Annotated in this window: 14 protein-coding genes and 3 pseudogenes; 10 read left to right on the plus strand and 7 right to left on the minus strand. The window is 69.5% G+C overall.

Annotation, left to right across the window (positions count from 1 at the left end):
• Positions 1 to 256: 256 nt before the first annotated feature.
• Together ACGF12_RS36775 and ACGF12_RS36780 are read left to right on the plus strand one after the other, a co-directional pair.
• Complete coding sequence (locus ACGF12_RS36775) at positions 257 to 1,519, plus strand: helix-turn-helix transcriptional regulator (protein ID WP_393040416.1); 1,263 nt, start codon at positions 257 to 259, stop codon at positions 1,517 to 1,519.
• Positions 1,516 to 2,055, plus strand: coding sequence for a GNAT family N-acetyltransferase (locus ACGF12_RS36780; RefSeq protein ID WP_393040419.1), 540 nt, complete (start codon positions 1,516 to 1,518; stop codon positions 2,053 to 2,055). The genes ACGF12_RS36775 and ACGF12_RS36780 overlap by 4 nt, the downstream gene beginning before the upstream one ends.
• Here the strand turns inward: ACGF12_RS36780 and ACGF12_RS36785 are convergent.
• Positions 1,988 to 2,368: an alpha-galactosidase gene (locus ACGF12_RS36785; RefSeq protein WP_393040454.1), complete on the minus strand. Its 381-nt coding sequence runs from the start codon at positions 2,366 to 2,368 to the stop codon at positions 1,988 to 1,990. The two genes, ACGF12_RS36780 and ACGF12_RS36785, sit on opposite strands and share 68 nt — an antisense overlap.
• Here ACGF12_RS36785 and ACGF12_RS36790 point away from each other — a divergent pair.
• The 6 genes and pseudogenes from ACGF12_RS36790 to ACGF12_RS36815 form a co-directional block, all read left to right on the plus strand.
• Positions 2,296 to 3,012, plus strand: coding sequence for a glycosyltransferase family 4 protein (locus ACGF12_RS36790; RefSeq protein WP_393040422.1), 717 nt, complete (start codon positions 2,296 to 2,298; stop codon positions 3,010 to 3,012). The genes ACGF12_RS36785 and ACGF12_RS36790 overlap by 73 nt on opposite strands.
• Positions 3,013 to 3,041: 29 nt before the next feature.
• Positions 3,042 to 3,875: a 5'-3' exonuclease H3TH domain-containing protein gene (locus tag ACGF12_RS36795; protein WP_393040426.1), complete on the plus strand. Its 834-nt coding sequence runs from the start codon at positions 3,042 to 3,044 to the stop codon at positions 3,873 to 3,875.
• Positions 3,872 to 4,357 (plus strand): GTP cyclohydrolase I, encoded by a 486-nt coding sequence (locus ACGF12_RS36800; protein ID WP_393040429.1) that lies wholly within the window; start codon positions 3,872 to 3,874, stop codon positions 4,355 to 4,357. The genes ACGF12_RS36795 and ACGF12_RS36800 overlap by 4 nt, the downstream gene beginning before the upstream one ends.
• Before the next feature lie 198 nt (positions 4,358 to 4,555).
• The gene (locus ACGF12_RS36805; RefSeq protein WP_393040431.1) at positions 4,556 to 4,813 is read left to right on the plus strand and encodes a hypothetical protein; all 258 of its coding nucleotides are present in this window, start codon (positions 4,556 to 4,558) and stop codon (positions 4,811 to 4,813) included.
• A 321-nt stretch (positions 4,814 to 5,134) separates the two neighbouring features.
• Positions 5,135 to 5,329 (plus strand): annotated as a pseudogene (locus ACGF12_RS36810) (helicase associated domain-containing protein); the annotation flags it as partial.
• Positions 5,330 to 5,375: 46 nt separating this feature from the next.
• Positions 5,376 to 5,630: pseudogene (locus ACGF12_RS36815) on the plus strand (Helicase associated domain protein); the annotation flags it as partial.
• Between the two features lie 126 nt (positions 5,631 to 5,756).
• Here ACGF12_RS36815 and ACGF12_RS36820 read toward each other — a convergent pair.
• From ACGF12_RS36820 to ACGF12_RS36830, 3 genes are all read right to left on the minus strand, one after another.
• Positions 5,757 to 6,419, minus strand: a complete 663-nt coding sequence (locus tag ACGF12_RS36820; RefSeq protein WP_393040434.1) for a hypothetical protein — start codon at positions 6,417 to 6,419, stop codon at positions 5,757 to 5,759.
• Positions 6,420 to 7,000: 581 nt separating this feature from the next.
• Positions 7,001 to 7,249, minus strand: a complete 249-nt coding sequence (locus ACGF12_RS36825; protein ID WP_393040437.1) for a hypothetical protein — start codon at positions 7,247 to 7,249, stop codon at positions 7,001 to 7,003.
• Between the two features lie 87 nt (positions 7,250 to 7,336).
• The gene (locus ACGF12_RS36830; RefSeq protein WP_393040440.1) at positions 7,337 to 7,690 is read right to left on the minus strand and encodes a hypothetical protein; all 354 of its coding nucleotides are present in this window, start codon (positions 7,688 to 7,690) and stop codon (positions 7,337 to 7,339) included.
• A 462-nt stretch (positions 7,691 to 8,152) separates the two neighbouring features.
• Here ACGF12_RS36830 and ACGF12_RS36835 point away from each other — a divergent pair, with 462 nt between their 5' ends.
• A complete protein-coding gene (locus tag ACGF12_RS36835; RefSeq protein WP_393040443.1) occupies positions 8,153 to 9,217 on the plus strand; it encodes a HEAT repeat domain-containing protein in 1,065 nt (354 codons plus the stop codon).
• Positions 9,218 to 9,299: 82 nt separating this feature from the next.
• Here ACGF12_RS36835 and ACGF12_RS36840 read toward each other — a convergent pair.
• From ACGF12_RS36840 to ACGF12_RS36850, 3 genes and pseudogenes are all read right to left on the minus strand, one after another.
• Positions 9,300 to 10,073 (minus strand): annotated as a pseudogene (locus ACGF12_RS36840) (transposase); the annotation flags it as partial.
• Positions 10,074 to 10,192: 119 nt separating this feature from the next.
• Complete coding sequence (locus ACGF12_RS36845; protein WP_393040446.1) at positions 10,193 to 10,876, minus strand: HAD family hydrolase; 684 nt, start codon at positions 10,874 to 10,876, stop codon at positions 10,193 to 10,195.
• 119 nt (positions 10,877 to 10,995) lie between these two features.
• Entirely contained in the window at positions 10,996 to 12,570 is a 1,575-nt protein-coding gene (locus ACGF12_RS36850; protein ID WP_393040449.1) for a long-chain-fatty-acid--CoA ligase, read from the minus strand.
• 210 nt (positions 12,571 to 12,780) lie between these two features.
• Here ACGF12_RS36850 and ACGF12_RS36855 point away from each other — a divergent pair, with 210 nt between their 5' ends.
• Positions 12,781 to 13,944, plus strand: coding sequence for a TetR/AcrR family transcriptional regulator (locus tag ACGF12_RS36855; RefSeq protein WP_393040452.1), 1,164 nt, complete (start codon positions 12,781 to 12,783; stop codon positions 13,942 to 13,944).
• Positions 13,945 to 14,047 lie beyond the last annotated feature (103 nt).

A 14,047-nucleotide genomic window follows, 5' to 3' on the forward strand; every position in this document is an offset into this window, starting at 1 on the left:
AGCCACAGGCCAGCGCAGGCGAATCAGGAAAGTCGCGTCTCTAGGCACTTTCGGCCGTTCGCTCCGCCTGCAGCCCGATGACCTGCGCTTTCAGTTCACCAGGCCCTCCAGAACCCTCGAATTACGTCGAACCCGGGTCAGGGTTCGGAGAGTCAGGAAGAATTCAGCGCTCGCCAGTCACAACCGACCGGAAAACTTGACTCTCCCATTACTCGAACGCGCGCGCCGAGCGTGGTCGCGGGGCTACTTTGTGCGAATGGCGGACAACCTCGCACTTCGCCGATTCATGGACGACCTCGGCCTGACCCAGGCCGAGTTGGCCCGCCGCGTCAATGTCGAGATTGGCGGGCTGACGGGAAAGCCGGGCACCGTATCAGAGCGAACCGTCTACAACTGGCTGACGGGCAAGACAAGTTGGCCGCCAGCGAAGCACCAGCAAGCACTCCGGGCAGTATTCGGGTGTACTGGTCCAGACCTCGGGTTCATCCGACCCGGTAGGGGTCATCGTGTGCACCCGGAGGACGATGTGAATCGACGATCTTTCATGGCCGCCGCTGCCGGGGCCACCCTCGCGATCGGTTCCCCTGCGGGGGCGTCGCCGCGCAGGGTCGGTCACAGCGATGTGGAACGGCTCAACGCCAGATTCGCCGGTGTGATCGCCAGCGATCACCGACACGGCGGCAAACTGAGCATCGAAACCCGCGCCGCGGCCCTCGCCGACGAGGCGCTCGACCTGCAGAAACAGGGCATCGCCAGCCAGCGCGTCCGCGCCGCGTTGTTCGGTTGCGCCGCGTCGTTCATGTCGTCGGCCATGTGGGCCGCCATCGATGGCCGACGCTTCGACGCCGCAGAGCGCCATCATGAGCGCGCCGCGAGTCTGGCAGCGATGTCCGGGGACGGTGCCATCCAGTTCCGCATCTGGTCCCACGCCGGCAGCCTCTACCGGCACATGCGACGGCCGGGTGATGCGCTCGCCGCCAACGACGTCGCCCGCAGCCTCCCCATCGCTCGCCGCGACCCCCTGTTCGCGTCCCTCGGCCACGCTCGACATGCGGCGATCCACGGCCTGACCGGCGACGTGAATGCCGTCCGCCGCTCCGTTGGCCGCGCCCAGGACGCGCTCGACCGCGCCGGCGCCGGTCTCGACCGTCCGGTCTGGCTGACAGCGCACTACGACCAGGCCGAGCTCGACTCCCTCGCGCTCGCGGCCCACCTGGCGCTCGGCCGCTACGAGGACGCCGAGGCCCACGCCCACCGGAGCCTCGCCCTGCTCCGCTCGCACATGCAGCGAAGCCGGGCAATCACCCACGCCCGACTCGCCCGCGCCCAGCTCGGCCAAGGTGGCCTCGAACCCGCGGTCACCACTGCCATGGGGATCCCGGGCGTACTGGCCGCGCACCCCCGAGTGGCCGGCATGCTCGATCGATTCGGCTCAGCCCTAGTAAATGTGGCGCCGAACAGTCCCCATGCGCAACTGTGGAACCAGTACACCCAGGACAACCGGAGGGCACCCGCGTGACGGAGCTGGACCTGCGCCATTTCCCCGAACTGACACCCCTCGCGCGCGAGACACTGATCGACCTCTACGCCGACGTCCGAGCGCCGCTGCTCCACCTGCCCAACTACGCCGTCGCCACGTTCGCCGAGCGCCTCGACCGCCATGGCGGCGAACCCGGTTTCGAAGCCGTCATCGGATACGACGAGGGTGAACCAATCGGCTACGCCTACGGCAACACCATTGAATCCGGCGACCGCTGGTGGACCCGAATGTCCAGGCCGATGAGGTCCGCCCTCACCGCCGACCCGGTCTTCGCCCTCAAGGAACTGGGCGTCCGTGCACCGTGGCGCGGCACCGGCGCTGCCCGCCGCATCCACGAGGAACTCGTCGGCAACCGCACCGAGGAGCAGCGTGTCACCTTGATGGTCAACCCCGCCGCCGGTGACGGCAAAGTGCTCGCGCTGTACGAGTCCTGGGGTTACGAGGCCGTCAACGAGGTCCAACCGAACCCGGACACACCGCCGCTCGTGGCGATGATCCGCAGCTGCGTTGCCTGATGGGCCCGTCGCTCATCCGAGGCTGGGGCGCCCTCACCGGCGGCATCGCACCCTGCGGGTCCATGTTCCAGTCACCCAGGCCCGCACTGTCGCCGCGGCGGACGGTGAACCAGCCGTCGTCGAGGACGAAGCGCCCGACCCCGACGGCAGCGGCGCGTTCGGCCAGATCGGTGAGCTTGTCGAGGCGGTGGTCGAAGTAAACCGCCTCCCAGGTGTTGTCACCGGGCGGGGCGTGCTCGGGTGGCCGGGCCCGCGCTCGCCCGCGCCACCCACATCCTCGCGCCCTCCACCGTCGTCCGCGACGAGCTGGCAGGCTGGGGCCCGCGTAACCTCCGCGTCGTACCCAACGCGCTCCTGCCCGACGCCTCGGTGGCCCCGCCCACGCCGTCTCGCCGCGAGCAGCTGCGCCGCAGCGGTCCGGTGCGCGTTCTCGCACGGCTCGGGCCGGAGAAGGGCGTGCTCGATCTGCTGGAGGCCGCCTCCGGCTGGAACCGACCAGTCGAAGTGGCTCTCGCCGAAGCCGGATTCGAGGCCAGCGCGGGTTCGCAGTCCGAGCTCCTCAAACGCTGTCACCGAGCGGCAGCCCATATTCCGGGCGTACGTCTGCGTGGGGCGCTGGCCTGGAGCGAGGTACTGCCCTGGCTCGCCCAAGCCGCCGTGGTGATCATCCCCAGCCACAAGGAGACCTTCGGCCTGGTGGCGCTGGAGGCGATGAACGTCGGCACCCCTGTCGTCGCCTACCGCGTCGGCAACCTGCCCGCCCTGATCGGCCCGACAGGCCACGGCGCCCACCTCCTCGTCGACCACGACGAAGGACCGGCCGCCCTCCACAAGGCGGCACAAACCCTGCTGGAAAATGACATACTGTACGCCGCGACTACACAGACCGTGTATCGGAGAGCGGCCGAATTCGAGCCACGCCGAATCGCTGACTTCTTCCTGGAGGCGGTGTCGTGATGCCCGAAACCCCAGCAACCCCAGCACCGTTGCTGCTCGTCGACGGCTTCAACCTTCTATGGGCCGGCACCTTCGGCTTCCCCGCCCCGATCCACTCCCGCGACAAGACCCGCGAGTTGACCGGCCTGTTCGCCTTCTTCGCCCTGCTGCGCGCCACGATCCGTGACGACCTCGACGTCGCGCAGCCCGAGGTCCTGGTCGTCTTCGACGGCGAGCACGGCTCCGCCGACCGCGTGGCCACCGACCAGGAGTACAAGGCGAACCGGGAGGCGACACCGGAGGCACTCAAGCCCCTGCAGTTCCTCGCCCCGGTCAAGGACGGCCTGGACGCGCACGGGATCCGGTGGGTCGAGGTCGACGACGCCGAAGCCGACGACGTCATCGCCACCCTCACCACCCAGGCCGCCGCTTCCCGACCGGTCCTGATCATGTCGCGCGACATGGACTTCTACCAACTCCTCGACGACCACGTGCGGATCCTCAACCGCTCCCGAAAATCGTCCCAGCGGATCATCACCGCCGACGAGGTCCTCGCCCGCTACGGCGTCGCCCCCGCCCAGTGGCCGGCCTTCCGTGCCCTGACCGGCGACAAGTCCGACAACATCCCCGGCGTCAGAGGCATCGGTGCGAAGGTCGCCGCCACCCTGCTGCGCGACGGCATGCGGCTGCGCGACCTGCCCGGCTCCGGTCGGCTGACCGGCGCCAAGGGCACCGCGATCACCACTGCGTGGGCCGACGTGCTCCGCTGGGAGGAGATGATCACGGTGCGCCGCGACCTGGCCGTGCCCATCGCCCTCAGCGGCCAGGCGAGCCCCCAGCTGCCCAAGCCCGCCGACGTCGTCGAGAAGCTGGGACTGTGGTGACCGCCGCCGTGCCGGGCTCGGTCCTGGCTGCCATCGCGCACCCCGACGACGCCGAACTGTGGGCCGGCGCCACCCTCGCACTCCACGCCAGGTGCGCCGCCGTCACCATCGCCGTCCCGCACCGCGACGAAGTCCGCGACGCCGAGACCCGCAAGGGCGCCGCCGCCCTCGGCGTCTCCATCGCCTACGTACCGGGCACCGACGTCCTCGGCCTGTCCAAGCTGGTGCGGCACCTGGAGGCCCACACCCACGCCCTCCAGCTCCAGGAACGCATCACCCACGACGTCGCCCACGACCTCGCCAAGGCCGCCGGCACCGACGACGTCGCCGTCTTCACCGTCGGCGAGCACCTGTGCATGAGCATGCGCGGCGTCAAGGCCACCTCGGTCCACACCACCACCATGTGCCGACTCGGCCGCACCGAGAGCGACCCCGACCTGGCCGCCCGCATCGAACGACTCGCCCTCCCCGTCCGCCCGTAGCCACCTCCCACCCTCAACACACCAGGAACCGACCTTGCCTGTCCACACCTTCACCCTCACGACCTCGCTGGGCACCGACGCGGCGGCAGCCGAGGCCTGGCAGCAGCTGAAGGCCTCCCCTCCGGCCGGCTGCACCTACGACCCCGAGATCTTCCCCCAGACCCCCGGCTGCGCTGCGAGCGCGAGGCACCCACCCGATTGCACGCCGTCTTCACCGTCGTCAGCGAGGTGCACGCCGCCCACGGCCTCCTCCTCGACGACCTGGGCGTGGAGAAGCTCTCCGAGTGGATCGCCGACGGCGCTGGCCAGCCCGACAGCCCCGCCGGGATCCACGCGGCCGACACCGCCGCACAGGCCCTGCTCCTCGCGGTCGACCGGCTCCAGCGCCTCGGCCATCACGCCGCCGACATCGAGACGTTCACGGACCTGGTCCTCGCCAGGTCCCGCGCCGCCTGACCACCGGGACATGGGCATACCGGCGCTACGGCACGTCAAAGCGCCCAACCTGCCGGCCCCGGCTCGGGGACGGTCATCTGCTGGCCGGACGGCTTCATCGAAGCAATCACCACCAGAACCATCCTCTCCACCGCATCCCGCAGGGAGCGCCACCTTGAGGACCTGAGGGTCTTCCACGCCACGAACGGCCACCTTCGCGTCGCCCGGGACTGGGTCGGCCCCAGCGGCGAGAGGACCGGGCACTGGCTGAACAACGCCAAGCACCGACACCGCCACGGTTCCCTGCCCTCCACCGTCGCACGCCGGCTCGACGAACTGCGCGTGGTCTGGAACATCCGGGACGCCGAATGGGACCAGTTCGTCCAGGACCTGACCGACTACAAGACCAGGAACGGAAACCTCCTGGTGCCGAGCACGTACCTCACCCCCGTCGGCCAACGCCCCCTCGCAGCCCAGGTCCGCAGCAAGCGAGTCCGATTCGCCTCCCTCAGCAACGAGCGGCGTCAGGAACTCATCGGCCTCGGCTTCGTGGTCAACGTCGCGGAAGCCCAGTTTCGAGCCAAAAGTCGAGCTGCTGAGGGACTTCGTCACGGCGTACGATCACGCGCGCGTCCCAATGTCGAGCGACCTCTCGACTTGGCTGAAGTACTGCCGCAAGAACGCCCGCAACGGAACGCTCGCCCAATGGCAACGCACCGAACTTACTGTTCTCGGTGTCCTTCTTCCGCCATCAGGCGAGAGTACGGACCTGCTGGGCGATACCGAATGTGCTTCCGTTTGCCTGGTGATGTCCGCCGCGGTCAGAGCCTCCTGTTGACCACAGCCGCCCTCTCCGGGCGGGACGAGGACCACTTCACCGAAGCCCTCCGCCGGAATACCGCATTCGACTACCGGCAGGCCGACACCTGTCGCCGTCCGCCAGCTGCCCGTGCCTGAAACCCGTTCACCTGAATGAGAGGAGGACCGGCCTTGCCAGTCTCCGTTGCCCCGAGCCGGGCGTCAGGCCGCTATCTCGGCCCTCAGCCGTCCCAGGGCGTCGACCCGCCCGCTCGCGGACCCCGGGCAGGCGGTGACCGGCCCGTACGACACGCTGGAGCTGATGCGGCAGACGGTGAAGAGTCGCACCATCGACTGCGGTGGTCAGCTGCTGCGCGGCTCCGGTCGCATCCCCTTGCCGCAACAACACCTCGTCGGCGGTGATCGCCGCGATGATCCGCCACTGGGAGGTCGCTGCGAGCCCTGCGGCCGGCGCCTGATCGAGCTGCCGGACCGCTTCCGCAACCCGGCCCGTGCCCATGAGACCGCGAAGACGGACCTCGTGCAGCGTGAACGCGGAGAACAGCGCAGTGGGCGTCGCCTCATCCAAGAGCCGACGGCCCTCCTCAACCGCGGCATCGAACACGGCCGCGCGCCCGGCGGCTCCGGCGGCCCGAGCGAGCAGGATGACCGCCTCGGCGCGTTCGGTGGTGGTGCGGGCGGTGTCGCGGGCCTGGCCAAGACGGTCCAGCGCACGAAGGTGAAAGCCGGACTTGCGCAGCTCGTTGCCGTGGTGGCGCAGTGCGTAGGCGTGCAGGCCCGGGTCGCCCAGGCGCCGGGCGACGCTCAAGCCGCCGCCGGGAGCGCCAAGTTGAACACGATGCCACCCGCGGGGTTGTCCTCAATGGTGAGACGGCCGCTGCCAGCCCGCCGACAGCGGTGGACAGGGGCCCTGTGCCACGCAGTCCCACGAGCATCCAGTACTTCGCCTCACCGGCCAGGTCCGGTCCCCGGTCCGCCACCCGGACCCGCACCCCGACCGTGCTGCCGTGGCGGTCGGAGATCACGTCCGCACTCGCCAGTACCCGGGCTCCGGGCGGAGTGCGCAGCAGCGCGGACTCCACCATCGCGACGAGCACGGCGTCCAGCTGCTCCTGGCCGAGGCGTACTGGCGGCAGCTGGCTCGGTGTTCGGACGGTCACGGCCGCTGCCGGTACTCCGGCGACCGCTCGCAGGACGGAGGACGTGACGGCCGCGCATCCGTGTGGGAATGGCTGAACTGTCTCGTTTCGGGTGTCCTTCCACCGTGTCTGGGTGCTCCAGGCGCGTGTGGCGGCGGTGAGACGGGTGATCCGGCCGATCATCGTGAGGGCGGTGCGGCGGCGGGGGTCGGGCACGCGATCCGTCTCCGTACGAGGTGTCATGCTGCGCTCAGCCGCGGCGGCTGCCGCGGTTTCCGCGCAGCTTGTGGACGATGGCCGTAGCGGCGTGCAGCACGCCGAACGGCAGCAGGAAGAGCGAGATGACGGCGGTCGGGTGATCCGTACGGCCGGTGAAGACCATGAACGCCTGGTTCACCAGCAGGCCGGTCCAGAACAGCAGGGCGGCGGCCAGCACGAACCACGGCTTCTCCGGACCGGCGCCGAGAACCCGCTCCCAGAGACCCTTGCGGTCTTTCATGGCTTCGCCTTTCGGTGCCAGGTGTAGCGGCCCGGACGAGGTTGGCAGGCTGGACGTGAGGATTTGATGAGGCACCGAGGTCCACCGCTACCAGAGCGACACTCCGAGCCCCTCCAGCGCACCGAGCAGGAACAGCGCGCCGGCCAGCGCCAGCATGGCGTATGCGCAGCCGGGCCCGATGCCCCAGGGCTCGTCAGTCGGATCGGCCGGAGCGGGAGCCGGGTCGTACTCCGGTTCCGGCGCCGGGAGCGGGCCGGACAGGTGCTCCCTGAGGTGCTCCTCCGAGCAGTAAAGGAGGTACAGCGTCCAGGCGTTGTTGCGGATGACGTCCACCTCGATCGACGCCTCATCGTCTGTCGGCTCGCCGCAGAGGTCGCAGGTCGGCGGCGGGCAGCGTTCGTCAGGGCGCAGCTCGTCTTCGGTCAGCGGGTTCGTGAGCATGAGGGTGATCGTTACACGGGCGCCATCCGTCATCGCACACAGGCCGAAGTCCCAGCAGGACGGCCAGGATCGGCCGCACCCGTCCTCATCGAATCCTCACGATGCCTCGGCCAAGCTCCTGTGACGTACCCGGTGATCGACGTGGGGCGGAACAGAGCAGTGCGACGACCGAACCGGACCGTAGGCGGCTCGCGCGGAGAGACGGTCGGCGTCCTGCTCTCCACCCCGCAGGGCCTCTCCGAGACCCCAGGTGCGAGGGCACCGCGCCGTACTCCTCGGCGGCACGGCGCCCTCGCCCTGGCCCTGACCGCGCTGGGCACCGTCTCCCTCGTCGGCTGCGACCCGAGCACCCCGGACCCGATCGCCTTCAACGCGTCGGCACAGGCACTGATTGGGCGGGCAGCTCGCCCGCGCGCTGATTCACAGCGCCGTGCCGGCGTGGGTCGAGGAGGAGTCGTTCAGATGGAGAGGGAAGCGATCGTGATCACGGGACTGGTCGAAGTGGCACTGGCAGCAGCACGGGTGGCCGAGGAGGCCCGGGACTGGGACGAGTACGAGGCGCTGATGCGGCAGGCAGCCGGGGGCGGGGTGGAGTCGCTGGGGTTCGGCCTGGGGCTTCTCGGTTCGGGCGACCGGGCCGAGCGGGCGATGGGCTGCGACCTGCTGTACCACGCGTGCGACCAGAACGAGGCGGTCCGGACCACGGCGGCGGCCGCGCTGGCCCTCCTCGCGGAGCGGGAGAAGGACGTCAACGTGTTGTGCTCCCTCGCCCGTGCCATGGAGCGGACATGCGACGGGCGCGCTGTTCCGGTCCTGGTCGCCCTCGCCGGGCATCCCGACGCCGAGATCCGCGGGCAGGTGGCCGTCTCGTTCGCCGGCGTCCTCACCGGCCTGCCGGACGGGCCGGACATCCGCGCGCTCATCACGCTGACCCGGGACGAATGCCGGGAGGTCCGCAACTGGGCGACGTTCACGCTGGGCTTCCAGGCCGAGGTCGACAGTCCGGCGATCCGCTCCGCACTCTGGGAGCGCACGACGGACGCGGATCCGGATACCCGCGCGGAGGGCATCCGCGGACTGGCCCGCCGCCACGACCCGCGCGCCGTCCCGCTGCTGAGGGAACTGCTCGACGATCCCGAGGGCACCGACGTCCTCACCTTCAGCGCGGCAGAGATCACCGGCAACCCCCAACTGCTCCCGGCCCTGCGGAACTACGACCCCGACGACACTGGCGTCACCGAGGCCGTGCACGCCTGCGACCCGGCGCACCGGGCACAGCAGGACGCCACGGCCTGGAAACTCGTCAGCGAACTCCACCGGCTCCGGCCCGACTTGGGAGCCGGCCTGTTTCGCGAACGCTTCGGCCCCGGCCTGTTCATCGGTCTCGACACCACGGCAGCGGAGTACTCCGTGCCGGCGCTGCTCGACCGGGCGGACGGCGATCCCCGTCGCGCCGCTGCGCTGGTCGCCTCCGAGACACCGACGGGTCCCACAGGCGGAAGCCCGGGCTGGTGGTCGGCTTACTGACGAACACACCCGTACGCGAGGAAGGAGACAGCCCGTGGAGGACCCGCAGGTCCACCTGCTCTGGCACGTGGCCTTCTCCGCGCGGCGTGGCCAGGGCGAACTCGGGGCCGTACTTGGGTGGGCGGCCGTTGGTGCCCGGTGCCCGGGGCGGCTTGGGCAGTCGCAGCACCCGGTCGGAGCGGATCCGGCCGAGGACCTCGACGGGCAGATCCGCCAGGACGTAGGCGAGGCGGGTGACGTCGTAGCCGGCGTCCATCACGATCAGGATGTCCGGGTCGCCGTCTCTCCAGTGCCCGGATGCGATCAGCCGCTCGACCACGGTGCGGAGCTGGTGGGCGGTCACGGCGGTGGCGTCGTCCTCGGGGCCGAGCCTGACCGCGTCCAGGATCCCTGTCCACGATGTGCGTCCGGACTCCAGTGCGGCAACAAAGGAGTAGGGCCAGCCGGGAATGAACTGCGAGAGGCTCTTCGCTCGTCCGTAGGCGTGACAGAACAGCCGGTTCGCACTGGTGGGGGCGTCGGACCGCAGCCAGGGGCTGACGTCCACGCCGAGCACGGTCCGCGCGTCGTCCGTCCTCGGCAGCGGCAGCCCAGCCAGCTCGGCACGAAGCCGGTCGGTCTCGATCCGACCGCAGTTGAGCCCGCCATAGAGCGCGCCATGGCCGCGCCGGTGCTCGGCGGTCAGCGTCAGGTCGACCAACGACTTCACCGGTCCGTCAGCGCACAGAAGCGCGTCGGTCAGCTCGAACAGCGCGTCCGCCCGGGCAGTCAGGCAGTCGTAGAAGTCGGCCCGAAACCTGGACAACACGGACAGGGACTCGACGCGGGCAGCATCGTCCAGCAGACTCACCTTCATGGCCTTGGTTTGATCATCAGCGTCTTGACAGCGCACATGATCACCCCAAGGCCACTTCGCTGTCCGGCGAACGTGGAATCCCGCAGTCTTTGACCGTCGAGCTCTCCCGAAGAAGTCGGCTATGAGGACCCGAGCAGGCCCAAGACCGGGGCCAGTCCGCCCGGGCGCCGATCGACCGGCAGGTGGTCTACGAAGTACACCGGGCAGCCCAGGACCTGCGCGCCGCCGTCCGCGATGCGGTCGTCGCCGACCATCAGTACATCGGCGGGTGACAGGCCGAGCCGGTCGCAGGCAGCCCTGAAGATCACCGGGTCGGGCTTCTGCGCGCCCAGCTCGAAGGAGAGCAGGTAGGTGTCGATCAGCTCGTCCAGTCCGTGGGCGCGGAAGACCGGCCGAAGGTCCCAACCGATGTTGCTCACCACAGCCACCGGGAGCCCCCGCCTCCGCAGTTCACGCAGCGTCGGTTCGGCATCTGGGTAGGGCTGCCAGGCGGCGGGCGTCATGTGGCGGTCATAGAGTGCCTGCGCCAACTCCGGTACTGGCAGCCCGGCCTCCTGGGCCAATGCGGTGTAGGCGGCTCGGTGCTGGTCGGCACTCAGGTCCCGCTCACGCCAGAGTGTTTCGAGGTGCGTGGGCACGTGCAGCGGTGCCGGTCCGCCCGGTAGCGCTCCGTACTCCGTCAGCCGCTGTACCCAGTCGGTGAAATCCGTGCCAACCGGACGGATGCCAGCCGCCGTCAGGACCGCGCCGAGCCACTCTGTGGTCGACTCGATGCGCAGCAGTGTGCCGGAGAAGTCGAACATCACTCCTTTGATCATGTCGTGATCGTAAAGCCGGAGCCGTCACCAGTCCCACTGTCCGGGGAGCGCCGAAACCTGCGGTCAGCCGTAGGCCGACCACCGGCAGAGGTTGAAGAACAAGCTCAGTCCTGCCCTTGTGCCTGCGCGCCGTCCTGGATACGCAGAAGGCTCTTGACGACCTTTCCGCCCGCGTTGCGGGGAAGCTCGGGAACCACGACGAGGTCCTTGGGCCTCTTGAAGGAGGCAAGCTTCCCATCGAGGAACCCCGTCAAGGTGCTCAGAGTCAGGTCGGCGTCCGTTGCAAGGGCGACGAACGCGACCGGCACTTGGCCCCAGCGCTCGTCGGACCTGCCGATCACCGCGACCTCCCGCACCTGCGGGTGCTCCGCGATGACGTTCTCGAGCTCGGCGCAGTAGATGTTCTCGCCACCGCTGATGATCATGTCCTTCTTGCGGTCGACAACCCAGACGAACCCCTCCTCGTCCATCCTCACCAAGTCGCCGGAGTGGAACCAGCCGCCGTCGAAAGCGTCCGCGGTCTCCTGGGGCTTGTTCCAGTACCCCTGCGTCACCGTGGGGCCGCGGTAGACGATCTCGCCGACCTCGCCCACGGCGACGTCGTTCATGCACGCGTCGACGATGCGGTACTGGATGGTCGGGATCGGCCGGCCGACCGAGCCGAGCTTGCGCCGCGAGTCCTTTCCGCGAAGGACGCAGGTGATCGGCGAGGTCTCGGTCTGGCCGAACACCGCGACGTTCAGGGCATCGGGAAACCTCTCGCCCATGGCACGCAGCGTCACATCGCTCGCGGGCGCCGCACCCCAGCTGATGATGCGCAGCCTCAGATCCCGCTTGTCGATGTCAGGCTGGGCGCAGAGCAGGTCCCACTGCTGCGGTACGTTGAAGACGATGGTGGCGCCCTCGCGTTCGTAGGCGTCGAGCACGGCCTGCGGATCGAAGGCTCCGAGCGGGTGGATCACCACCGTGCCGCCGACCAGGAAGTTCGCGACGATCGAACCCAGCCCCGCGATGTGGAAGAAGGGTGCGGCCAGAAAGCTGACATCGGAGTCGTCGAAGATCTCCATGGCCCGAATGCAGGTGATCGCCTGTACCTGCATGTTGCGGTGGGAGAGCATCACCCCTTTCGGTCGGCCGGTGGTGCCCGAGGTGTACATGATCAGCGCCGTGGACTCCTCGCTGATGCCCGGCAGCTCCATCGGCTCGTGCGCGGCCAGGAAGTCCTCGTACCGGGCGTGCCCTTCGGCCGTGTCCGACTCGCCGATGACGATCACCGTGCCGATCGATGCGGCGGTGGGCACCGCGTTGAGCAGCGGCAACAGCCCTGAGTCGACCACGATGGCCGACGGCGTGCAATCGGCCAGGATGTAGCCGAGCTCCGGCGGCGCGAGCCGGAAGCTGAGCGGGACGGCCATGGCGCCCAGGCTGTTCGCCGCGAACACGCTTTCCACGAACCAGGGGTGGTTCAGGGTGAGCATGGCCACCCGGTCACCCGCGCGCACACCTCGGTGGGCGAGCGCGGCGGCCAGTTGCAACGACCGCCGCGACAGCTGGGCCCAGGTCGTGGTGGCCCCGAGGTAGCGCAGCGCGGGCTTGTCAGGCCGCATCGCGGCATGGGTGGCCGCCTGTGCCATCCAGTGGTGCCGGAAGGACCAGGCGGGAGCCGTATCGCTGGACATGCCACTCCTCGAGTTCCGGATGGGTCGGGGATCGTGCGCCATTATGCCCGCGATGCCGCCGAACAAGAAGCGTTTCGTTAACGAGAAATCACATGGGAAGTGAACCGCGAGTCACGTCCGGCGCGGTCGGCGCCGGACAGGTTCGGCCCTTCGATCGTCTTGTGATTCACTGGTGGGCATGGTCCTGCCTCTCCGTACGTCTCCCTGCCGGTGATCACCGTGCCGATCGCGGCCAGTCGACCGCGCAACCGCAAGCAGCTCATCGTCGAGGCGGCCGGCCGGGTGTTCAGCGAGCGCGGCTACAACGCGGCGTCCATGGAGGAGATCGCCGCCGGCGTGGGAATCAGCGCGGCGGCCCTGTACCGGCACTTCCCCAACAAGTACGCGCTGTTCGCCGAATGTGCGAACGTCCTGGTGGACCGACTCGTCGCAGCGCTCGACGAGGTGCCGCCCGGGGCGGACCTGGCGGAGGTCCTCGGCGCCGCCACCCGGGTCGCCGTGGCCCATCGCGCGTCGGGCGGCCTCTACCGATGGGAGGCCCGGTACCTCGACCCCGAGGACGGCCGACTCCTCGGGGCGAAGGTCGCACGCGTCGCCGGTCGGGTGACCGAGGTGGTGCGGCGCGAGTTCCCGCTGCCCGACGCGGAGCTGCGCGCTGCAGCGGCCCTCGGCGCGATCGGGTCCGTCGCGATGCATCGCGTCTCCATCGCCCAACGTCGGCTTGAGGACGCGCTGTTGGCGTCCGCCCTGCGCGTGTCCGCAACCGACCCGACGAGGGCCGTCGGCGGCCCGCGCTCAGTCGAACTGCCTGTCCAGCCGGTGCCGCGCACTCGGCGCGCGGAGATTCTGGCCGCCGCCGTTCCGCTGTTCGCGCGGGACGGGTTCGCCAAGGTCACGAACGGCCAGATCGCAGAGGCAGTGGGGCTGGCCCCGTCCGCGATCTACCGCCACTACCCCACCAAGGTGGACATCCTGGTGGCGGCGTGCCTGCAGGCGGCGGGACTGCTGGCCCAGGCTGTCGACCAGAGCCTCAACGAGGTGACCGACCCGCACGACGCCGTGGTCTCGCTGGCGGCGACGTACGTGGCCTACAGCTTCGAGCACACCGCGCTCACCAGCGTCGCCGAAGCCGAGATCGGCGGCTTGCCGACCGACCTGCGGCAGCCCTTGATTCTCGCGCAGCGCGAGCACATCGCCGCGTGGGAGCAGCAACTGCGGCTGGCCCGACCGGAGTTGGACCCGCGCCAGGCCCGGGTCCTGGTGCACGCGGGGTTCGGTGTCGTGGTCGAGGCCGGCCGCAGGCTGCACTGGCAGAACAAGCGCGCGCACCGGGACGCCGTCACCGCTCTGGTCCTCGGTGCCGTGGGCGTGTAGGAGCGATGTCCAACGCCGCTGCGTTATGGCGTGAGTGCGCAGGTCAAGGGGGCTTGAACGAGGCAACGGGACACCTGTAGATCAACGATCGGCGAAGAAAGTC

The sequence above is a fragment of the Kitasatospora sp. NPDC048296 genome (genome assembly GCF_043201815.1).
GTDB lineage: Bacteria > Actinomycetota > Actinomycetes > Streptomycetales > Streptomycetaceae > Kitasatospora.